Below are 20,511 nucleotides of genomic sequence, written 5' to 3'. Positions count from 1 at the left end.
TCATCACAGCCCGTCACCGCATGACCCTGATCCCGAACGCTTCCCCGAGGCGTGGTGTTCTCGCCCTGCTGGCGACCCTCGCTCTGTGCCTGATCCCCGAGCCCCCGCGCACCGGAGAGCCGGGCCAGCTCGCGACGATCCTGGCCCGGGAGCTGCTCAGCGTGCACACCCGCAACACCCCCACCACCTACTACGAGGGGCGTGAGGGGCCCACCGGGTTCGAGTACGAGCTGGTACGCCGCTTCGCCGGACAGCTGGGGGTCAGCCTGACCATTCGCGCCGATCACCACATCGCCAGTGCCCTGGAGGCGGTACGCCAGGAGGGCGACATGGGCGCGGCGGCCCTGCCCCTGGAGCCCGACCTGCCGGGAGTGGTCTTCAGCCGACCGATCATCGAGCTGCAGCCGGTCGTGGTCTATCGCCGTGGCCTGCCGCCCGTGGAGGCCGCCGACGACCTGCCGGGTCTTTCCATCGGCACCATCGGCGGCGCCGGCACCGGACGGGTATTGAGCGAGCTTCAGGCCGACTATCCGGAACTGCGCTGGGCAGCCTCCGCCGAGGTGGAGGTCGCCGAGCTGCTCGGCCAGGTCGAGGACGGTGAGCTCGACGCGGCGGTGCTCTTCGATCACCAGTTCCGCCTCAACCGGCTGTTCTTCCCCGGCGTGGAGCGCGGCTTCCTGCTCGGCGACCCCCTCTCCATGGCCTGGGCCTTCCCCGCCGAACGCAGCCTGGCGCTGGTCGAGGCCGCCAATCGCTTCATCTCCGAACTGCACGACGCCGGCGAGCTCGACGCCCTGGTGGCTCGCTATTTCGGCCACGACGACTACCTGGAGTATGTCGGGACGCGCACCTTCCTCGATCACGTCGAGGAGCGCCTCCCCGACTACACCGAGCTGTTCCGCGAGGCCGCCCGAGCGTCGGACTTCGACTGGAAGCTGCTGGCCGCGGTGGGCTACCAGGAGTCCCACTGGGACCCCCTGGCCACCTCCCCCACCGGCGTACGCGGGCTGATGATGCTGACCAACGCCACCGCTGGCGATCTGGGCGTCGCCGACCGCCTCGACCCGGCCCAGAGCATCCATGGCGGCGCCCGCTACCTGCGCCAGCTGCATGAACGCCTGCCCGAGTCGATCCAGGGTGACGACCGCCTCTACATGGCCATGGCGGCCTACAACGTCGGCCTCGGCCACCTCTACGATGCGCGCCGGATCACCGAGCAGCGCGGTGGCGATCCGGACCGGTGGGGCGACGTGCGTGAATCCCTGCCGCTGCTGCAGGAGCGCGAATGGCACAGCCAGACCCGCCACGGCTATGCCAGGGGCGGCGAGCCGGTGATCTATGTGCGCAACATCCGCCGCTATCACGAGATACTCAGCTACGTCGACCGCAGCCGGCGTGAATTCCCGCGGCTCAATGCCCGGGCCAAGGAAACCGAGCCCGCCCGCCTGCCGCGCTGAGGCTCACACCTGGCGACGCGAGGCGAAGAACTCCCGGAGCAGGCGCGACGCCCGAGAAGCCAGTATCCCGCCCTGCACCGCCACATGGTGGTTGTACCAGGGCTGGGCGAAGAGGTTGGCCTTCGACTCCACCATGCCGCTGCGCGGTTCGGCGGCGCCATAGACCAGTCTGGCCAGCCGGGCATGGATGATCGCCCCGGTGCACATCAGGCAGGGTTCCAGGGTCACGTAGAGGGTGCAGCCATCGAGACGGTAGTTGCCGAGCCGCGCACCCGCATCGCGCAGGGCCCGGATCTCGGCGTGGGCGCTGGGATCATGGCCGGCCACCGGCGCGTTGTAGCCCGCGCCGATGATCTCGCCGGCGGCATCGACCACCACCGCCCCCACCGGCACCTCGCCGGCGGCAAGCCCCAGGCGGGCCTGATCCAGGGCCCGATGCATGTAGAATTCATCGCTGCGCACCGCCGTCAACTCCGTGTAGACTGGCTTGAAACAACCGTATGAATGGTGGCCATGGCCGCCGCCCAGGAGAGCCCCATGCCCGATGCCCTGAACGACCTGGTGAACCTGCTGGCCCTCGAGCCCCTCGATGAGACCCTGTTCCGCGGCACCAGCCAGGACCTCGGCCTGCCGCAGCTGTTCGGCGGCCAGGTGCTGGGCCAGGCGCTCTCGGCGGCCAGCCAGACCGTCCCCGCCGAGCGCCGCGCCCATTCGCTGCACGGCTACTTCCTGCGTCCGGGCGACCCCCACCGCCCGGTAGTCTATCAGGTGGACACCATTCGCGACGGCGGCAGCTTCACCACCCGCCGGGTCACCGCCATCCAGAAGGGTCGGCCAATCTTCTTCTGCAGCGCCTCCTTCCACGGCGAGGAGGAGGGCTTCGACCACCAGACCGCGATGCCCGGGGTGACATCACCGGAGCGCCTGATCGAGGACGGCGCCCGGCTGGCTCGCTTCGACAATCACCCCATCGAGTTCCTGCTCGACAGCCAGGGGTGGGACGCCGGCCAGCCGGCCCGCAAGCGCGTCTGGTTCCGCCTGGTCGGCGACCTGCCCGACGACCCCGCCACGCACCGCAACCTGCTGGCCTACAGCTCCGACTTCAACCTGCTGACCACCGCCCTGGTGCCCCACGACATCGAGTTCCGCGACCCCAAGCTGCAGATCGCCAGCCTCGACCACGCCCTGTGGCTCCACCACGAGGTGCGCGTCGACGACTGGCTCCTCTACGACATGGACAGCCCCTGGAGCGGCGGCTCTCGTGGCTTCGCTCGCGGCAGCATCTACGACCGCCACGGCCGCCTGGTGGCCTCCACCGCCCAGGAGGGGCTGACCCGGCTGCGCGACGGGGAGGGCTAGCCGCGGCGCCCCGCCAGCGCTAACATGCCTGTCAGGCCGCAATAGCTCAGTTGGTAGAGCAACGCATTCGTAATGCGTAGGTCGGAGGTTCGACTCCTCTTTGCGGCACCAGAAATATCAATGAAAACGGCTACTTGGCGCATCGTCGCGGTAGCCGTTTTGCGTTTCGGCCACTCCGTCACCCCCTCCTCGGCGACGTCGGTCCGTTGAGCCGGTATGCTTCTACAGTCACGGAGCGACTCGCAGGAGTGATCCACCGGCATGGCACGCCCTCCCTACCTCCAGATTCCCCCATGGCTGTGGCTGATCGCCCTGGTCGGGGTGATGCTGTCGCTGGCCACCGCGCAGCAGGCGCGCCGTGATGCCGGGGACGAGGCGATGCAGCGGCTCGCCTTCAGCGCCGACCAGGTCACCCTGCGTGTCGAGGAGCGCCTCGCCGCCTATGCGCTGATCCTGCGCGGCGCCTCCGCGCTGTTCGACGCCTCGGAGACGGTGGACCGCGGCGAGTGGCGCACCTTCGTCGAGGACCTGCAGGCCTCGGCGCTGCTCGGCAACGTCGAAGGCATCGGCTTCGCCCGCCATGTGCCCGCCGACCGGCTGGCTGACTATCTGGCAACGGTGCGCGCCGAGGGCTTCACCGACCATGCGATCACCCCCTCCGGTGAACGCGAGGCCTATGGCCCGGTGCACTACATCGAGCCCTTCAGCGGCCGCAACCGGCACGCCCTGGGCTACGACATGTTCGCCGAGCCCATCCGGCGCGCCGCCATGGAGCGAGCCCGGGACACCGGCAAGGCGACCCTGAGCGGGCGAGTCGAGCTGGTCACCGAACAGGGCGAGCCGCAGCCGGCCACCCTGATGTACCTGCCGGTCTATCGCCGCGATATGCCGCAGGCGAACACCGCTGAGCGCCGCGACGCCCTGCTCGGCTGGGTCTACATGCCCTACCGCATGTATGACCTGATGGCCGGCATCCTCGACGACCATGACTGGAGCGACGGCCAACCGCTGGTGCTGAGCCTCCACGAGAGCGAGGGCGACGCCCGGGGAGCTCTGCTCTACGCGAGCGACTCCGAGCCCGCCCCCGCCTCGACTTTCCAGCAGACCCGACACATCGATATTGCCGGCCAGACCTGGCGGCTGCTCTTCCGCCATCGTGCGCCCGGCGCCGCGGCCGACCTCACTGCCGCCGGATGGCGCCTCGCCGGAGGCCTCCTCCTTACCCTCCTGCTCTGCGCCCTGATCGCCTCGCTGCAGGGCACCCGGGCCCGCGCCCTGGCCATGACCCAGGCACTGACCCGGACCATCCGCCAGCGCGAGACCCAGCTGGAGCGGGCCGTCTCCCGCCTGAGGACCATCGCCGGGCGCATTCCCGGCGTGGTCTATGAATTCCGCCTCGAGCCCGGCGGGCATTCGCGCTTCCCCTATGCCAGCGATGGCATGCGGCAGATCTACGGCGTGGCACCGGAGCAGGTACAGGACGACGCCACCCCGGTAATCTCTGCCATCCACCCCGACGACCGCGATGCCGTGGTGGTCTCCATCGCCCGTTCCGGCGAGACCCTGACCCCCTGGCGCCAGGAGTACCGGGTGCACCTGCCGGATGGCAGGCTGCAGTGGGTGTTCGGCGACGCCCTGCCCCACGCCGAAGCCGATGGCGCCATCACCTGGTACGGCGTGATCACCGATATCACCGAGCGCAAGCAGGCGGAGTTCGCCCTGCATGCCGCCCACCTCGAGACCCGGCGCTTCCGCGAGGCCCTCGACCACGTCGGCTCCTACATCTACATGAAGGATCGGGACTATCGCTATACCTACGCCAACCGCGCCACCCTGACGCTGTTCGGCTGCGATGCCGAGTCGCTAATCGGCAGCGAGGATGCTCACTTCTTCAGCACCGATACCGTGGCGAGGCTCCATGCGCTGGATCGCCGCGTGCTGGCCGGCGAGCAGACCACCGAGGAGGTGGTCACCCGCGACGCCGATGGCAACCGGCGTGTCTTTCTGGAGATCAAGACACCGATCCGCGACGGCGAGGAGATCGTCGGCCTGCTGGGCATCTCCAGCGATATCACCCTGATCAAGGAGCATGAGCGTCAGCTGGAGTACCTGGCCCATTACGACGCCCTCACCGGGCTGCCCAACCGGGTGTTGCTCGCCGACCGCCTGGGCCAGGCCATGGCCCACGAGCAGCGCCTCGAACGCTCCCTGGCCGTGATCTACCTGGACCTCGATGGCTTCAAGTCCATCAATGACCGCTTCGGTCACGCCGCCGGCGACCACCTGCTGGTGACCCTGGCGAAACGACTGCGTGAAGTGGTTCGCGAGGGAGATACCCTGTCGCGCCTGGGCGGCGATGAGTTCGTCGCCGTGCTGGTCGATCTCCCCGACACCCGGTTGGCCACCCCCCTGCTGCGCCGCCTGCTCGAGGCCGCCGCCCAGCCGGTATGGTACGAAGGCCAGCGTCTCGAGGTCAGCGCCAGCCTGGGGGTGACCTTCTATCCCCAGGCGGAGAGCGTCGAGGCCGACCAGTTGCTGCGCCAGGCCGACCAGGCCATGTACCAGGCCAAGCTCGCCGGAAAGGGGCGCTACCACCTGTTCGATCCGGAGCATGACCGCTCGGTACGCAGCCATCACGAAAGCCTGGAGCGCCTGCAGCAAGCGCTGGAGAAGGAGGAGTTCGTGCTCCACTACCAGCCCAAGGTCAACATGCGCAGCGGCGAGGTGATCGGGGTCGAGGCGCTGGTGCGCTGGGCCCACCCCGAGTGCGGCCTGCTCGCCCCGGGCCAGTTCCTGCCCATCATCGAGGAGCATGCCCTGGCAGAGGCGTTGGGGGAGTGGGTAATCCGCCGCGCCCTGGCCCAGGCCGCCGCCTGGCGACGCGCCGGTCTCGAGCTGCCGGTGAGCGTCAACATGGCGGCCCGCCAGCTGCGCCAGCGCGAGCTTCCCGCGCGGCTGGCGGAGCTGCTCGCCGAGCAGCCGGACCTGCCCGAGGGCAGCCTGGAGCTTGAGATCCTCGAGACCAGCGCCCTGGGCGACCTGGCGCTGATCAGCGAGCTACTGGAGGAGTGCCGGCGCCTCGGCGTACAGGTCTCGCTGGATGACTTCGGCACCGGCTACTCGTCGCTCACCTATCTCAAGCGGCTACCGGCAGGCACGGTCAAGATCGATCAGAGCTTCGTGCGTGACATCCTGGGCGCCCCGGAGGACATCAAGATCCTCGCCGGCGTGCTGGGGCTGGCCAATGCCTTCGAGCGCCAGGTGATCGCGGAGGGAGTGGAGACCCTGGACCATGGCCAGCTGCTGCTGCGCCTGGGTTGCGAGCTGGGGCAGGGCTACGGTATCGCCCGCCCGATGCCAGCGGACGCCATTGCCGACTGGTGCCAGGAGTGGCAACCGCCGACCAGCTGGGCCCAGCAGGCACCGCTGGCACCCGGCCAGTTGCCGTTGCTGGTTGCCGGCGTGGAGCATCGCGCCTGGTGCCGGCACCTGCATCACCTCCTGGAGGCAGACGCGAGTCCGTTGCCCACGCCGCTTGCGGACTCGCACTGCCACTTCTGCGACTGGCTGGCCCTCGACCACAATGACCTGCCCGACCTGGACCACCTGGCGGCACTGCACCGGGAGGCGCACGCCCTGGTCGCAGCACTGCTCGAACGCGACTTCGATGGCGATACCGCCGAGCAGCACCGCACCCTCGACGAGGCGTGTGCGATACTGCTGGCGGAGATCGAGCGCCTCCTCACGGCATGAGGAGGCGCGGGGAGGGACGGGTCAGGACTTGCCGGCGGTAAAGCCGCCGTCGATCATCAGGGTGGTGCCGGTAATGAAGCTGGCCTCGTCGCTGGCCAGGAACAGGAAACCGTTAGCGACCTCCTCGGGGCGGCCCAGCCGGGCCATCGGGTGCAGGAAGATCAGCCCTTGCAGCAGCTCGTCGTCCAGGGCCTGGAGCAGCGGCGTGTCGATGTAGCCCGGCCCGATGGCGTTGACCCGAACCCCCTTGGGGGCGGCCTCGATGCCCAGGGTGCGGGTCATGTTGACCACCCCACCCTTGGCCGCGGTGTAGGCGGCGGTCTGGGACTGACCCATCATGCCGAGTATGGAAGCACAGTTGACGATGCTGCCGCTGCCCTGGCGATACATCACCCGCAACGCCGCGCGGGCCACACGGAAGACCCCGTTGAGGTTGATGTCGATGATGCGCAGGTATTCGTCGTCGCTCACCTCGTCGGAGGGGGTCACGCCACCGATACCGGCATTGTTGAATACCGCATCCACGCTGCCCAGCTCGGCGACGGTCTCCGCGAACAGGCGGTCGACCTGGGCGGTATCGGTGACGTCGCATGCCTTGAACAGGCAGCGGCCGGCATGCCTGGCATCCAGCTCCGCCGCCCGGGCCGCACCCTCGCCACCCTCGAGGTCGGCGATCACCGCGTTGGCCCCCTCCTCCAGGCAACGCTCCACGCTGGCCAGGCCGATACCGCTGGCGCCGCCGGTGACGATGACGTTCTTGCCCTTCATTCGCATGAGCTCTGCTCCCTGTGATGACTTCCTGACGACGCACGACCGCGCCGCGGTGCCACCAGTGTAGTCGAGCCGGGGACCACCCCGCCCTCTTCTCGCATGGCGTTGCAGACAATTATCGCCCTGTCTTGACGCGCATCAACTCATCCCAGGACGTGGTGTAGCGCGGCGTGCGCCGCTCGCAGCGCAGCTTCCAGGCATTGTCGCGCCGCGGCAGGCCAAAGCGCACCGTGTCACGACCCATCTCGCGATTGAGCCGGTCCAGGGCCGCCATCAGCCGCTGGCTGCGCGCGCGGCGCGCATCGTCCTCGGGTGTCTCGAGCAGCGAGGCCTGGCGCCGCTCGACGTCCACCAGGTCGAGCAGCATCACGCCGCACTTCTGGTAGCGGTAGCCCTCCAGGTAGATCGCCGCCAGGGCGCGGCTCGCCGCGGCCAGCAGCTCGCGGCTGTCGGCACTGGGGGCCGGCAGCGCCACCACCGCGGCGTTGCGGTACTGGGGCTCGCCGGCCAGGAAGGGATTGGTGCGCACGAACACCTGGACCGCCTGGGCCAGGCTGCCCTGACGGCGCAGCTTCTCGCCGGCCCGGGCGCAGTGCTGGCGCATGGCTGCCTCCAGTTCGTGGCGCTCGCCGGTGAGCCGCCCGAAGGAGCGCGATACCAGCAACCGCCGGCGCGGCTCGCTCATGTCATCGAGGACGATGGCCGGCCGCCCGCGCAGTTCCCAGACCATGCGCTCCATCACCACCGAGAAGCGGCTGCGTACCCAGCGTGGGTCGGCCTCGCGCAGCTGCCAGGCGTTCTCGATGCCCATCAGCGCCAACCGCTCGGCGCTGCGTCGCGCCACGCCCCACAGGTCATCCACCGGGCAAGCCTCGAGCACCCGGCGAGTGGCCTCACCCTCGGCGTCCAGTCGACAGACACCCTCGAAGGCGGGCTCGCGCTTGGCCAGGCGGTTGGCGAGCTTGGCCAGGGTCCGGGTGGGTGCCAGCCCCACACCCACGGGAATGCCGGTCCAGCGGCCCACGGTGTCGCGCAGCTCCCGGCAGCGCGGCTCGAGCTCGCCTTCGGGAAAGCCGGAGAAGCCCACGAAGCTCTCGTCAATGGAGTAGGGCTCCACGTCGGGGGAGAACTCGCCCAGCACCTGGTTGACCCGCCGCGACATGTCGCCGTAGAGCGCGTAGTTGCTGGAGAGCATCACCGCCTGGCGGCGCACCGCCGGCGGCAGCAGGTGCAGCGGCGCGCCCATGGCCACGCCCAGCGCCTTGAGCTCGTGGGAGCGCGCCACCACGCAGCCGTCGTTGTTGGAGAGCACGCCCACCGCTCGCCCCTCCAGGCGCGGGTCGAAGACCCGCTCGCAGCTGACGTAGAAGCTGTTGCCGTCGACCAGGGCGATCACCGCTCGCCCCCCGGCAGGGCGTGGAGCACATGGGTGACCACACCCCACACGTGGCACTCGCGGCCCGCCAGGGGGATCGGCGCGAAGCGCGGGTTGCTGGCCACCAGCCACACCTCGCCGCCGCACCGCGCCAGGCGCTTGACGGTGGGTTCCCCCTCCAGGGCGATCACCACCACCCGGCCGGGCAGCGGCTCCAGGCTGCGGTCCACCACCAGCAGGTCGCCGTCATGGATGCCGTCGCCGAGCATGGAATCACCCTCGGCACGCACGAAGTAGGTGGCCGCCGGGCGCTTCACCACATGTTCGTGGAGATTGATCTCCGCCTCGAGGTGATCGTCGGCGGGGCTGGGGAAACCCGCCCGCACCCGGCACCCCATCAGCGGCAGGCTGGAAACCGCGGTACCAGGCTCGGCGCGGCCGATCACCCGAGCCCGAGTCGAATCCGACAATTTCATGGCTACCCCCACCAGATACTGTAAATAAATACAGTATCGAGTAGATGGCATCCGCTGACAACTCCAGCCGCTGACTTAACAGGCCTTAGAAAGGTGCAGTTCCTCAAGCGGCAGTGGGCGGCTGAACAGGTAACCCTGGAAGGCATGGCACTCGTGGGCGATCAGCCAGTCGCGCTGGGCCTCGGTCTCGACCCCCTCGGCGATCACCTCCAGTTCCAGGCTGCGTGCCAGGGCGATGATGCTGGCCACGATGGCCGCCGAAGCCTCGTCGACGAGCAGGTCGCGCACGAAACTCTGGTCGATCTTGAGCTGGTCCAGCGGCAGGCGCTTTATGTAGGAGAGCGAGGAGTAGCCGGTACCGAAGTCATCCAGCGAGAAACGCACGCCTCGCTCTCGCAGGCGCAGCATCTTGGCCCGCGCCTCGTCGCGCTCCTCCAGGAACAGGCTCTCGGTGACCTCCAGCTTGAGGCGTTCGGCCGGCGCCCGGGTGGCATCGAGGATCGCCACCACCCGCTCGACGAAGTCCACCTCGCGGAACTGCCGCGGGCTCACGTTCACCGCCAGCGTCAGGTGCCGCCTGGCCGGGTCGGCGGCCCACGCGGCCAGCTGCCGACAGGCACTCTCCAGCACCCAGGCGCCGATGGCCACGATCAGGCGGTTCTCCTCGGCCAGGGGGATGAACTCCCCGGGTGACACGGCCCCTCGCCGGGGGTGCTGCCAGCGCAGCAGGGCCTCGACGCCGCGGATCTCGCCCGAGTCCGTGACCTGGGGCTGGTAGTGGAGGTGGAACTCCTCCCGTGGCAACGCCTGACGCAGGTCGGCCTCGAGGCGAGCGCGGGCCTGCAGACGCACCTGCATCTCCGGGTCGAAGAAGCTCAGGGTGTTGCGCCCCGCCCCCTTGGCCTGGAACAGCGCCATGTCGGCCTGCTGGAGCACCTCGTCAAGGCTCGTCTCGTGATCACGGAACAGGGTGATGCCCAGGCTGCCGGTCACCATCAGGCGTTCACCGCCCAGCAGCACGGGGGCCTGCAGGGCCGACAGCAGCTTGTGCGCCACCCGCTCGGCGATCACCGCGACCTCCTCCGGGCGCTCGCCGAGGTCGTGGAGCAGCAGCGCGAACTCGTCGCCTCCCAGGCGGGCCAGGGTATCGGTGTCGCGGACCACCGCCCCCAGTCGCCTGGCCACTGAACGCAGCAGCTGGTCCCCGCTATGGTGGCCCAGGGTGTCATTCACCTGCTTGAAGTTATCGAGGTCCAGGAACATCAGCGCGCCGAAGCGACCGTTGCGGTAGCTGTCACGCAGCACCCCCTCCAGGCGGTCCATGAGCAGGCGACGGTTGGGCAGCCCGGTCAGGGAGTCGAAGAAGGCCAGCTGGTGGATCTCCTGCTCGGCCGCCTTGCGCTCGGTGAGATCGCTGAAGGTGGCCACGTAGTGGGTCAGCTCGCCCTCGGCATTGCGCACCGCGCTGATGGTCAGCCACTCGGGGAACACCTCGCCGTTGCGCCGACGGTTCCAGATCTCGCCCTGCCAGCTGCCGTGGCGCGACACGCTGTCCCACAGCCCCGCATAGAAGGCATCGTCATGCAGCCCGGAGCTGAGCAGTCGCGGGTTCCTGCCCAGCACCTCCTCCTCGGCGTAGCCGGTGATGCGGGTAAAGGTGTCGTTGACACGCAGGATGATGCCCTCGGCATCGGTGATCAGCATTCCCAGGTGGGTCTCGAAGGCGGTGGCGGCGATGCGCAGCTGGGCCTCGGTGGCCCGCTCCTCGGAGACGTCGCGTACCACCGCCAGGGCTCCGCCGGCGTCCGGGCCGCGGGTGCCCAGGGCACTCAGCACCGAACGAAAGTGGCGCCACTCGCCGCCGATCTCCAGCCGGTAGTCGTACTCCACCGGCCCACCGCCGTCGCGCAACTCCGCGAAGGCCGCGGCAAGCTGCTCGGCGAGGTCTACCGGCAGCGCCTCGCGATAGTGGCGCCCGATGAGGTCACGCGAGTCGAGCAGCAGCTCGCTGGGGTCGGGGGCATGCACGAAGACGAAGCGCCCCGTGCCGTCGAACACGAAGATCATGTCCTGGATCGAGCCCACCAGCGCCTGGAGTCGCGCCTCGCGAGACTGGCTCTCGCGGCGCGCCTGCTCCCGCTCGGCGACGCGCTGGCGCACCTCGCCCTCCAGCCGCAGCCGGTTGAGGTAGTGGCGCAGCACCAGGCCGCCGAGGCCGATCACCGTCCCGGCGATCGCCAGGCGCAGCCAGAGCCGGTGCATCCAGCCCGTCAGCACCGTCGACACCTCCTCGCCGATCACCGCCACGAAGGGCAGCTCGCCGACACGACGCATGGTGTAGTAGCGATCCTCGCCATCCAGGGGCGAGTCGGTACGAAAGCTGTCCCGCTGCTGGCCGCTGTCGATGAAGTCGCGGGTCAGGGGTTCCGAGATCTGCTCGCCCAGTACCTCGAGGGGGTCTTCCCCACCGAAGACGGGGCGCCGGGCAATCAGCTGCATCTGGGTATCGATGATGGCGGTGCTCTGCCCCGCCGCCAGGCTCAGGCGATCCAGGGCATGGGAGAAGGCCGAGAGCTCGAGCTCGGCGCTGACGATACCCCCACCCGCCAGGCGCTGGGCATGCACCACCCGGAACTTCTGAACGAAGTGCGACCAGAACAGCGGCGTGATCAGCCGTTCACCCGCCGGCGCCTGCAGCAGGTCACGGTGATAAGGTAGCCCCCCCAGCGCATAGCCCGGCGGGTAGGCGTCGCGGGAGGAGACCAGGACCCGTCCCTGGCTATCCAGCACGCTGATCCTGTCGAGAAAGGGCAGTTCATCACTCAGCGCGGCCAGCCAGCCACCCAGCTCGGCCGGGAGTTCGTTGCCCTCGATCCGCGCCGACACGCTGGCCAGCAGCGCCTCGCTGGCGGAGAAGGTGCTGGTCACCCACTCCGCCACCAGGTCGGCCCGGGCCGCGGTGCGCTCCTCGGCGGCCCGGGTATCACGACGAAACTGTTCGAGCATCAGGGTGCCGAGCACCACCAGCATCAACAGCACACCGCCTACGTAGACGGCGACGGCACGGCGCCTGTCGCGGTGGATATCGTGCGCAGCATCGGGTAGCGCCAGGTCCGGAGAGTGCGGCATGCTGATGGCAATCCCTGCTGAGTGGGTGAATCCTGCCGTTCGTGTAGGTAGTGTAACCACTTATACAAGGCTGTGCCGGTAGAAGCATCACTACCCGCCGCCACTCGGAGCATCCTGCCCCCATGGAAGAGGTCACCCGCCATTTCATCGACGCCAACCAGCCGCTGATCCGCCTGGCGGTGGCCCTGCTGCTGGGGTCGCTGATCGGCATCGAGCGCGGCTGGGTAGCCCGCGAACAGAAGTCCGGCGAGCGCATCGCCGGCATCCGCACCCACGCCCTGGTGGGGCTGCTCGGCGGGCTGGCCGCCCTGCTCTCCACCACGGTGAGCGCCTGGGCGTTCCCGCTGGTGTTCCTGGCGGTGGCGGGCATCGCCCTGGTGGCGTGGCGGGCGCGGCTGGCCGAGGCCGAGGACTACAGCATCACCGGCCTGGTGGGACTGCTGCTGACCTTCTGTTTCGGCGCCGTGGCGGTGGAGGTGGACCCGGCCCTGGCCACCGCCTGTGCCGTGGCCACGGCGGTGATCCTCGACAACAAGCGCGAAATCCACGGCCTGCTCTACAAGCTGCAGGCTCACGAGCTCGACGCCGGCCTCAAGCTGCTGGTGATCAGTGCGGTGATGCTGCCGCTGCTGCCGGACCGTGCCATGGGTCCCGGCGGCGCGCTCAATCCCTACGAGATCTGGTGGATGGTGGTGCTGATCGCCGCGGTCTCCTTCGTCGGCTACTTCGCCATCCGCGTGGGTGGCGCCGAGAAGGGCATCCTCTTCACCGGGCTGTTCGCCGGACTCAGCTCCTCCACCGCCCTGACCCTGCACTTCGCGCGCCAGTCACGGCTGGCCCCGGGGCTCTCGCCGATGCTGGCCGCCGGCATCCTGATCGCCTGCGGCACCATGTTCCCCCGCATCCTGCTCTACGCCGCGGTGATCAGCCCCGGCCTGATCCCGGCCCTGCTGCTGCCGATCACGCTGATGGGCCTCACCCTCTACCTGCCGGCGCTATACCTGTGGCGGCGCCACCGCGGCGATGGCGCGGTACAGCGGCCAACCTCCGGACAGAACCCGCTGGAGCTGCGCACGGCGCTGTTCTTCGGCGCCCTGCTGGCGGTGATCATGCTGCTGGGCGAGTGGTTGCGCGGTGCGCTGGGCGATGCCGGCATCTACCTGCTGGCCACCACCTCGGGGATCGCCGATGTCGACGCCATCACCCTGTCGCTGACCCGCATGTCGCTGGACGCCATCGCCCCGGACACCGCGGTGCTGGGAATCATCCTCGCCGCGGCCACCAACAACCTGGTCAAGGCGGGGCTGGCCGGCGCCTTCGGCACGCGCCGTACCGCCTGGCGGGTGGGAGTGCCGATGCTCGCCTCCCTGGCCATCGGACTGGCGGTCGCCTGGCTGGCCTGAAGGCGCTAGCCTCCCTCCATTCCCGCCAGCGTCTGGGCGGGCCGCGCACCCAGGCGACCGAGCTCCGCGCGACCACGTAGCGTCAGGTCCGTGACGAAGCGAAACTGCTGGCGCGGGTCCACGGGGTAGGCGCGAATCTTGTACTGGGTGCCCCAGGGGTGCTCCTTGGCCACCACGGCGATGGGCCGGTCGAACTTGAGATAGGGGCTGGTCAGCGCCACGTCGCGCAGCGCCTCCTCCACCCGCGCGGCGTCGTGATCGGGATGCAGGTAGAAGTCGGCCACGCACTGCAGGCTGTCGCCACCGTTGTTGGCGTTGCTGATCGGCGTGTTCCAGATCTTGAGGTGAGGGATGCTGACCAGGTTGTCGTCGGGGGTGACCACTTCGATGGTGCGCATGCCCACATGGGTGACCTCGCCGTAGACCCCCTCGATCTCCACCCAGTCCCCCGGGCGGTAGGGCATCTCTACCGCTGCCACCACCCCGGCGATCAGGCTGCTGACGTAGTCCTTGAGGGCGAAGCCGATGGCCAGCCCCACGGCGCCGAGCAGGGCGATCATGTTCTGCAGCGAGGGGTCGATGACGATGGGCACCGCCATGGAGATCGCGACGATCAGGATCGCCAGGCGTACCAGCGGCACCAGGGCGAAGACCCGGAAGTGATGCTGGCCATGCAGCCGGTTGGCGGCCCAGTTGAGCCCCTTCTGGCTCACCACGATCAGCAGGATCGCCCCCGCCGCCACCAGCGCAAGCTCCACCAGGGCCGCCGTATCCAGCTTGTTGAATAGCCGCGAGTAGTCGTCGGCGTTGTCCATCACCAGGCTCCTTACAGGGCATCCACCAGATAGGTACGCTCCTCGAGCAGGCGCCGCACGCTCATGTAGCCCAGCGGGGCCACCCGCCAGCGGCCGGCATCACAGCTCACCACCCCGCGCCGCTGCAGCTGGCGCAGGCCGGAGAGCGCCCGGGCATGGGAGAACGGCAGCACCTCGGGCAGCAGCGCCTCGTCGAGGCCACCGTGCAGCAGCAGGGTGTGCAGCAGCAGCACCGACTCCTCACCGACCTCGCCGGGCAGGGTGGCCTCATCAAGGCTTTCGGCCAGCCACAGGGTATCCGGGGCCTCCCCCTCCGGTGTTTCGTCGCACAGTCTGGCCCGCCAGTAGTGCCAGGCCAGGCCCAGCTGACCGTGGCAGTGGGCGGCCAGCTCGCGAAGCTCACGGCTGGTCGAGGCCTCATCACCATCAGCCAGCACCGGCTCGCCGCTGCCCACGGCGAGAATCGCCGGCGGCTCGCCTGCCGTGCGCGCCGCCGCGGCCCGGGTAGTGGCAGCCAGGTAGCGGGTCAGCCGCGCGCCATCGAAGGCCTGCAGGGTCACAGCCGCGGACTCGGGCAGCGCCAGGGCATGCTGCAGGTAGGCCCAGGTCCAGCTGTCGCAGCCGATCACCCCGCGCCCCAGGCGCCCGGTGAGCGCAGCCTCGAGGAAGTTGCGCAGCCCGGCGAGAGATGTCGCCTGACGCAGGAAGCCCCGCTCCAGCCGCGGCACCGCCCAGGCGTGCGCCGACGGTGCCGGTGACCAGGGCATCTCGCCGGCCAGCAGCGCTGCCGCCGCCGGCTCGGGCAGCAGGCGGGCCCCATTCAGGCGCGCCCAGGCCTCGACCAGCTCGGCATGGCCGTCCGCGGGGGCGCCGACCAGCAGGGTGACCGGTCCCGCCGACTCGCCGGCCTCGGCCAGATAGTGGGCCAGGGCCCGGGCACCCGGCTGCCAGTCGATGGGCGGCGCCAGGTTGGCCAGGCGCACCCGAGGCAGCCGCCGGAGCTGCGCCTCATCCCGCGCCGGCTCCTCCCCCGCCTCACTGCCCAGCGTCAGCCAGCGTCCCAGGGCCTGCCAACGGCGCCGCGCCTGGCTGGCCTGGGACGCCCTGGGCAACTCCCGCTCCTCGAGGGGCACCACTTCCCACAGCGGGCGCTCCCGCTCCTCGTCCTGCGCCATGGCGCGCCTTCCCCGATTCACCGTCGATGAGCTGACCATAGCACGCCCCGCCCGGGGCGCCGAGACGACGACGCCCGCCGCGGCGGGGCCGGGCGGGCGTCGTGGGCAGCGACACGCGTGTCGGCTACCAGGTCAGGCAGATCTTGCCGAAGTGGCGACCGGCCTCCTGGTGGCGGAAGGCATCGGCGATCGCGTCCAGCGGGAACTCGCGATCGATCACCGGCTTGAGCCCGCCGACCTCGATGGCGCGGATCATCTCCATCTGGTGGCGGCGACTGCCGACGATCAGCCCCCTCAGGCTGGCCTGCCTGGCCATCAGCTTGGCGGTAGGCACCTCCCCGGCGCCTCCGGTCAGCACGCCGATCAGGGCGATATGCCCACCGATGCGCACCGCCTCGATAGACTGCGGCAGGGTGCCCGGGCCACCCACCTCGACCACCTGGTCGACCCCCTCACCGCCGGTCAGCTCCCGGACCGTACGGCCCCACTCCGGGTCCTCGCGGTAGTTGATGGTGTGCTCGGCTCCCAGCTCGCGCAGCCGCTTGAGCTTCTCGTCGGAGGAGGAGGTGGCGATCACCCGCGCCCCCATCATCCTGGCGAACTGCAGGGCGAAGATGGAGACGCCGCCGGTGCCCAGCACCAGCACCGTATCGCCGGCCTTGAGCCCACCGTCCACCACCAGGGCGCGCCAGGCGGTGAGCCCGGCGGTGGTCAGCGTGGCCGACTCGGCATGACTCCACCCTGCCGGCTGGCGGGTGAAGGCGCTGGCCTTCGCCACCACCTGCTCCCGGGCGTAGCCATCGACGCCATCACCGGGGGTAGTGGCGAAGTTGCCCAGCCGAGCCGGGCCCTCCAGCCAGGACGGGAAGAAGGTGGAGACCACGGCATCCCCCGCCGCGAACTCCTCGACACCCTCCCCCACGGCCTCGACCACACCGGCGCCGTCGGACATGGGGATGCGACCGTCGGCGGTGGGAATGCCGCCTGCCGCCACCAGGTAGTCATGGAAGTTGAGCGAGCTGGCGTGCAGGCGCACGCGGATCCCGCCCGGGCCGGGTTCGCCCGGCGCGTCATGCTCGCTCAACTGCAGGTTATCGAGCCCGCCCGGGCTCTTCAGGGTCACGACCTTCATGTTGGCTCCTTGTCGCTGAAATCGATGGCAATCCGGGACAGCCTGACACAGGGGTGCGGGCGATGTCCGCCGAGATCAACCCGTGAGCTCGTTGAGCCGCCAGTTGTTGTCGGTGAGGGGCACGGCGCCGCCGTCGGTGACGCGCACCGTATCACTCAGGCCGATGCCCCACTCTCCCGGACGGCGCAGGCAGAGCGGCAGGTGGAAGACCATGTCCTCGGCGAACTCGCGAGTCTGGCCGCGGGCGATATAGCCGGTGCCCTCCACCCAGCTGGGCGGGAACTGGGCGCCCACCGCATAGCCGAACACGCCGGAGAAGAACACGCGCTCGGCGTGGGGCGCCAGCACTGTCTCGGCGGCCCGGGCGGCATCATCGAAGCGGTTGCCGGGGCGCATCGCCACCGTGAGCGCCTCGAACAGCTCGCGGCAGACATCGCGCAGCGCCTGCATCTCCGGCGTGGCCCGCCCCGCCACGGCGGTGCGCATCATCGGCGCGGTGTAGCGCTGGAAGGCCGCACCGAACTCAAGGAACACCGGATCACCCGGCTCGATCACGCGGCGCTTGTGGTTGACGTGGATGATGCTGATGCGCCGCCCGCTGGTGACGATGGGCTGCAGGCTCATGAACTCGCTGCCGGCCGCCAGCAGCGCCCGGCTGCCCTCCGCGGCGATGTCGTTGTCGGTGACCCCCGGCGCGATCACTGCCTCGGCGGCGGTGAGGCCGGCCGCGGTGATCCGCGCACTCTCGCGCAGGCAGTCGAGCTCCGCCGGCGTCTTGACGATGCGGATGGCGTCGAGCAGCGCCCCGCCGTCATCGCGGAAGCGCTCGGCCCCCAGGCGCGCCTGCAGTTCGCGGATCACACCGAAACGCAGCCCGGCGCCATACAGGTCCAGGCCGATGGCGCGCTGCGCCGCCAGGGTCTCGGCGAGCGGCGCGACCACCTCCTCGATGCCCTCCCAGCGGTAGCCGAGTATCTCGTCCACCGCGGCGGTGACCACCGCCGGGCCGGTCTCGATGGAGGGCACCTGCAGCACCAGGCGTTCGGCGCTGACCACCAGGGCGGTGTGCACCGACACCTCGAAGGTGTGGTAGCCGGTGAGGTAGAAGATATCCGCCGGGTCGGTGAGCAGCAGGGCATCGAGGCCGGCCGAGTGCATGGCGGCGCGTACCCGGGCCAGGCGGGCAGCGAACTCCGCGGGCGGAAAAGGCAGTTCGCTGCCGCCCAGGGCGCCGGCCAGGGCGTGACGATAGGCATGATGGTCCATGGGGCCTCCGGAGCCGGATGGTGACTCCCGGAGTGTAGTCATGACGGGGGTCATGCAGGACGGAAAATAGCCCTGTTCCCGCCCCCTTGGGTCTCGTAGAATCCAGCCTCGTGTTGAACTCGACAGGATAATGATATGGGCAGGGCCTTCCAGAACCGCAAGGAATCCATGGCCAAGACGGCCGCCGCCAAGACCAAGGTCTACAGCAAGTACGGCCGCGAGATCTACGTCTGCGCCAAGCAGGGCGGTACCGACCCCGCCGGCAACCTGAGCCTGCGCGGGCTGATCGAGCGCGCCAAGAAGGACCAGGTCCCCACCCACGTCATCGACAAGGCGCTGGACAAGGCCAGCGGTGTGGGCGGCGAGGACTTCTCTCCGGCGCGCTACGAGGGCTTCGGGCCGGGCAACTGCATGGTCATCGTCGACTGCCTGACCGACAACCCCAACCGCACCTTCGGCGAGGTGCGCACCTGCTTCAACAAGGCCAAGAGCAAGCTCGGCACCCCCGGCAGCGTCAGCCACATGTTCGACCACTGCGCCATCCTGGCCTTCCAGGGCAGCGACGAGGAGGCGGTGCTCGAGGCGCTGATGGAGGCCGATGTCGACGTCACCGACATCGAGAACGAGGCGGGACAGATCACCGTCTTCGCCCCGCATACCGAGTACGCCAAGGCCAAGCAGGCGCTGCTCGACGCCTTCGGCGAGCTCGACTTCGAGGTCGACGAGATCCAGTTCGTGCCCCAGGCCACGACCCCGCTTGAGGGCGACGACGTGGCCATGTTCGAGAAGCTCCTCGACGCGCTCAACGACTGCGACGACGTGCAGAACGTCTTCCACAGCGCCGAACTCCCCGAGGATTGAGGGGCCTGCGGGAGCCCCCTACTCCACGGTGATGGTGATGACTTCGGAGGTCACCGGCGGGTCGAAGCTCACGTGCCGGTGGTCCATAAACAGCAGCTGCAGCTCATGCTCGCCCGGCTCCAGCTCCAGCGTGGTCTCGGTCTGGCCGCCGCCGAAATGGCGCATGCCGTCGTTGGCCGGCAGCGGCTGGTCGAGATCCACTTCATCCAGCGGCGTGTCCACCAGCAGATGGTGGTGGCCGGTGCCCTCGGCCTGGGTACCGGCGGGGGCCACGCCCATGCCCTTCAAGCCCATGCGCACAGTCACCGGGCCGGAGAGGGTCGCGCCCTCCTCAGGCGACAGGAAATAGACCTCGGCTCCCTCCGGGGCCGCGACGCGTTCCATCTCGGCCACGGCCGGAGCCGCCAGCAGTGCGCTGCCGGCCAGACCCAGCGCCAGGGCAAGGATCTGCTTGTTCATGATGCTCTCCTCTGCCATCCCGCGATGGCATGCAGGGCGGTAGGTGCCGCCAGATAAGCCATGCGGGCTGTCCACAGCCCGCTCCCGTCTTGTCAGACTAGTCGAGAGCGGCAGGGTTGGCAGGGAGGTCGCAAATAAAGGAGGCGTGGGCCGTTCAGCGCTCGCGCTGGGACTCGCGCCACTCCTCGGCGGCCTCTTCCACGCCGGGCTCGTCGCCGCGGTTGAGGGCCGCCTGGCGCTGGGCCTCCTCGTCGCGCACGTCGTCGATCACCGTCATCAGCTCGTCGACATCGACGGGGGCGGTGTCGTGCACGAAGCGGCCGGTGAGACGGCTCTCCGGGTGCAGCTCACCGGCCTCGAAGAGCGCCCAGATCTCCTTGCCGTAGTCCGTGGCCAGCAGCTCCGGGGCGAAGCGGCCGAAATAGCGGCGCATGTTGTCCACGTCGCGCTCGAACATCCACTCGGCGCTGTTGTTGCCGGCGGCGTCCACCGCCTGGGGCAGGTCGATGATCACCGGGCCGTCGGCGGCCAGCAGCACGTTAAACTCGGAGAGGTCGCCGTGGATCAGGCCGGCACACAGCATCTTGACCACATCGGCCAGGATCTTGGCGTAGTGCTCGCGGGCCTCCTCGGCGCTCAGGGTCACGTCGTCCAGGCGCGGGGCGGTAAGACCCTCGGCATCGCTGATCATCTCCATCAGCAGAACGCCATCGATGAAGCCATAGGGCTTGGGCACCCGCACGTCCGCCGCGGCCAGCCGGTAGAGGGCATCCACCTCGGCGTTGAGCCAGGCCTGCTCCTGCTCCTTCTGGCCGTAACGGGTCTTCTTGGCCATGGCCCGCGAGCGGCGGCTGTTGCGCTCACGACGCCCCTCCTGGTACTGCACGGCCTGCTTGAAGCTGCGCTGCTTGGCCTCCTTGAAGACCTTGGCGCAGCGCCGCTCCCCATGGGAGCGCACCACGTAGACCTGGGCTTCCTTGCCGCTCATCAGCTGGCTCTCGACCGCCTCGATCAGGCCGTCGTCCACCAGCGGCTGCAAGCGCTTGGGTATCTTCATCTATCCTCCCGGTAGTGCCGAAC

16 protein-coding genes and 1 tRNA gene are annotated in these 20,511 nt (G+C 69.4%); 6 read left to right on the top strand and 11 right to left on the bottom strand.

Annotated elements, in window-relative coordinates; genetic code table 11:
• The first annotated feature begins 20 nt into the window (after nucleotides 1–20).
• Nucleotides 21–1,457, top strand: coding sequence for a membrane-bound lytic murein transglycosylase MltF (gene mltF / locus GRB96_RS02565; RefSeq protein ID WP_161432971.1), 1,437 nt, complete (start codon nucleotides 21–23; stop codon nucleotides 1,455–1,457).
• 3 nt (nucleotides 1,458–1,460) lie between these two features.
• On the opposite strand, the gene tadA is transcribed toward mltF, so the two are convergent.
• Nucleotides 1,461–1,919: a tRNA adenosine(34) deaminase TadA gene (gene tadA / locus GRB96_RS02560; RefSeq protein WP_161430306.1), complete on the bottom strand. Its 459-nt coding sequence runs from the start codon at nucleotides 1,917–1,919 to the stop codon at nucleotides 1,461–1,463.
• A 75-nt stretch (nucleotides 1,920–1,994) separates the two neighbouring features.
• Here tadA and GRB96_RS02555 point away from each other — a divergent pair, with 75 nt between their 5' ends.
• From GRB96_RS02555 to GRB96_RS02545, 3 genes are all read left to right on the top strand, one after another.
• Nucleotides 1,995–2,816, top strand: coding sequence for an acyl-CoA thioesterase (locus GRB96_RS02555; protein WP_161430305.1), 822 nt, complete (start codon nucleotides 1,995–1,997; stop codon nucleotides 2,814–2,816).
• A 35-nt stretch (nucleotides 2,817–2,851) separates the two neighbouring features.
• Nucleotides 2,852–2,927: transfer RNA gene (locus GRB96_RS02550), tRNA-Thr, on the top strand.
• Nucleotides 2,928–3,077: 150 nt separating this feature from the next.
• Nucleotides 3,078–6,569 (top strand): bifunctional diguanylate cyclase/phosphodiesterase, encoded by a 3,492-nt coding sequence (locus tag GRB96_RS02545; RefSeq protein ID WP_161430304.1) that lies wholly within the window; start codon nucleotides 3,078–3,080, stop codon nucleotides 6,567–6,569.
• Nucleotides 6,570–6,590: 21 nt separating this feature from the next.
• Here GRB96_RS02545 and GRB96_RS02540 read toward each other — a convergent pair whose 3' ends face one another.
• The 4 genes from GRB96_RS02540 to GRB96_RS02525 form a co-directional block, all read right to left on the bottom strand.
• A complete protein-coding gene (locus GRB96_RS02540) occupies nucleotides 6,591–7,343 on the bottom strand; it encodes an SDR family NAD(P)-dependent oxidoreductase (protein WP_161430303.1) in 753 nt (250 codons plus the stop codon).
• A 112-nt stretch (nucleotides 7,344–7,455) separates the two neighbouring features.
• Nucleotides 7,456–8,736 carry a Y-family DNA polymerase gene (locus GRB96_RS02535; protein WP_161430302.1) on the bottom strand — a complete coding sequence of 427 codons (1,281 nt, stop codon included), beginning with the start codon at nucleotides 8,734–8,736 and terminating at the stop codon, nucleotides 7,456–7,458.
• On the bottom strand, nucleotides 8,733–9,191 hold the full coding sequence (locus GRB96_RS02530) for a LexA family protein (RefSeq protein WP_161430301.1): 459 nt from the start codon (nucleotides 9,189–9,191) through the stop codon (nucleotides 8,733–8,735). The genes GRB96_RS02535 and GRB96_RS02530 overlap by 4 nt, the downstream gene beginning before the upstream one ends.
• Before the next feature lie 75 nt (nucleotides 9,192–9,266).
• Nucleotides 9,267–12,320 carry a bifunctional diguanylate cyclase/phosphodiesterase gene (locus tag GRB96_RS02525; RefSeq protein ID WP_240894112.1) on the bottom strand — a complete coding sequence of 1,018 codons (3,054 nt, stop codon included), beginning with the start codon at nucleotides 12,318–12,320 and terminating at the stop codon, nucleotides 9,267–9,269.
• A gap of 122 nt (nucleotides 12,321–12,442) precedes the next feature.
• On the opposite strand from GRB96_RS02525, the gene GRB96_RS02520 reads away from it, so the two are divergent.
• A complete protein-coding gene (locus tag GRB96_RS02520; protein ID WP_161430300.1) occupies nucleotides 12,443–13,723 on the top strand; it encodes an MgtC/SapB family protein in 1,281 nt (426 codons plus the stop codon).
• A gap of 5 nt (nucleotides 13,724–13,728) precedes the next feature.
• Here GRB96_RS02520 and GRB96_RS02515 read toward each other — a convergent pair whose 3' ends face one another.
• The 4 genes from GRB96_RS02515 to GRB96_RS02500 all read right to left on the bottom strand — a co-directional run bounded on the left by GRB96_RS02515 (nucleotide 13,729) and on the right by GRB96_RS02500 (nucleotide 18,111).
• Entirely contained in the window at nucleotides 13,729–14,538 is an 810-nt protein-coding gene (locus GRB96_RS02515; RefSeq protein WP_161430299.1) for a mechanosensitive ion channel family protein, read from the bottom strand.
• Between the two features lie 11 nt (nucleotides 14,539–14,549).
• Nucleotides 14,550–15,713 (bottom strand): hypothetical protein, encoded by a 1,164-nt coding sequence (locus tag GRB96_RS02510; RefSeq protein WP_161430298.1) that lies wholly within the window; start codon nucleotides 15,711–15,713, stop codon nucleotides 14,550–14,552.
• A 124-nt stretch (nucleotides 15,714–15,837) separates the two neighbouring features.
• Nucleotides 15,838–16,845 (bottom strand): zinc-dependent alcohol dehydrogenase family protein, encoded by a 1,008-nt coding sequence (locus GRB96_RS02505; RefSeq protein WP_161430297.1) that lies wholly within the window; start codon nucleotides 16,843–16,845, stop codon nucleotides 15,838–15,840.
• Nucleotides 16,846–16,920: 75 nt separating this feature from the next.
• Nucleotides 16,921–18,111 carry a M24 family metallopeptidase gene (locus GRB96_RS02500; RefSeq protein ID WP_161430296.1) on the bottom strand — a complete coding sequence of 397 codons (1,191 nt, stop codon included), beginning with the start codon at nucleotides 18,109–18,111 and terminating at the stop codon, nucleotides 16,921–16,923.
• A 135-nt stretch (nucleotides 18,112–18,246) separates the two neighbouring features.
• Here GRB96_RS02500 and GRB96_RS02495 point away from each other — a divergent pair, with 135 nt between their 5' ends.
• Nucleotides 18,247–18,972 (top strand): YebC/PmpR family DNA-binding transcriptional regulator, encoded by a 726-nt coding sequence (locus tag GRB96_RS02495; protein ID WP_161430295.1) that lies wholly within the window; start codon nucleotides 18,247–18,249, stop codon nucleotides 18,970–18,972.
• An 18-nt stretch (nucleotides 18,973–18,990) separates the two neighbouring features.
• Here GRB96_RS02495 and GRB96_RS02490 read toward each other — a convergent pair whose 3' ends face one another.
• Both GRB96_RS02490 and GRB96_RS02485 read right to left on the bottom strand, forming a co-directional pair.
• A complete protein-coding gene (locus GRB96_RS02490; protein ID WP_161430294.1) occupies nucleotides 18,991–19,431 on the bottom strand; it encodes a DUF4399 domain-containing protein in 441 nt (146 codons plus the stop codon).
• 154 nt (nucleotides 19,432–19,585) lie between these two features.
• Entirely contained in the window at nucleotides 19,586–20,488 is a 903-nt protein-coding gene (locus GRB96_RS02485) for a PA4780 family RIO1-like protein kinase (protein WP_161430293.1), read from the bottom strand.
• Nucleotides 20,489–20,511 lie beyond the last annotated feature (23 nt).

Source organism: Halomonas alimentaria (genome assembly GCF_009902005.1).
Classification (GTDB): Bacteria; Pseudomonadota; Gammaproteobacteria; order Pseudomonadales; family Halomonadaceae; genus Halomonas; species Halomonas alimentaria.
The sequence above is the reverse complement of the archived record's forward strand: the minus strand, read 5'-3'. Positions and strand labels throughout refer to the sequence as shown.

Excerpts from the sequence above, each read along its gene's own strand:
- GRB96_RS02495 (WP_161430295.1), top strand. The coding sequence starts at position 18,247 with ATGGGCAGGGCCTTCCAGAACCGCAAGGAATCCATGGCCAAGACGGCC.
- GRB96_RS02515 (WP_161430299.1), bottom strand. The coding sequence starts at position 14,538 with ATGGACAACGCCGACGACTACTCGCGGCTATTCAACAAGCTGGATACG.
- GRB96_RS02490 (WP_161430294.1), bottom strand. The coding sequence starts at position 19,431 with ATGAACAAGCAGATCCTTGCCCTGGCGCTGGGTCTGGCCGGCAGCGCA.
- GRB96_RS02505 (WP_161430297.1), bottom strand. The coding sequence starts at position 16,845 with ATGAAGGTCGTGACCCTGAAGAGCCCGGGCGGGCTCGATAACCTGCAG.
- GRB96_RS02525 (WP_240894112.1), bottom strand. The coding sequence starts at position 12,320 with ATGCCGCACTCTCCGGACCTGGCGCTACCCGATGCTGCGCACGATATC.
- GRB96_RS02545 (WP_161430304.1), top strand. The coding sequence starts at position 3,078 with ATGGCACGCCCTCCCTACCTCCAGATTCCCCCATGGCTGTGGCTGATC.
- GRB96_RS02510 (WP_161430298.1), bottom strand. The coding sequence starts at position 15,713 with ATGGCGCAGGACGAGGAGCGGGAGCGCCCGCTGTGGGAAGTGGTGCCC.
- GRB96_RS02540 (WP_161430303.1), bottom strand. The coding sequence starts at position 7,343 with ATGCGAATGAAGGGCAAGAACGTCATCGTCACCGGCGGCGCCAGCGGT.
- GRB96_RS02530 (WP_161430301.1), bottom strand. The coding sequence starts at position 9,191 with ATGAAATTGTCGGATTCGACTCGGGCTCGGGTGATCGGCCGCGCCGAG.
- GRB96_RS02500 (WP_161430296.1), bottom strand. The coding sequence starts at position 18,111 with ATGGACCATCATGCCTATCGTCACGCCCTGGCCGGCGCCCTGGGCGGC.
- GRB96_RS02485 (WP_161430293.1), bottom strand. The coding sequence starts at position 20,488 with ATGAAGATACCCAAGCGCTTGCAGCCGCTGGTGGACGACGGCCTGATC.
- GRB96_RS02555 (WP_161430305.1), top strand. The coding sequence starts at position 1,995 with ATGCCCGATGCCCTGAACGACCTGGTGAACCTGCTGGCCCTCGAGCCC.
- GRB96_RS02520 (WP_161430300.1), top strand. The coding sequence starts at position 12,443 with ATGGAAGAGGTCACCCGCCATTTCATCGACGCCAACCAGCCGCTGATC.
- mltF (WP_161432971.1), top strand. The coding sequence starts at position 21 with ATGACCCTGATCCCGAACGCTTCCCCGAGGCGTGGTGTTCTCGCCCTG.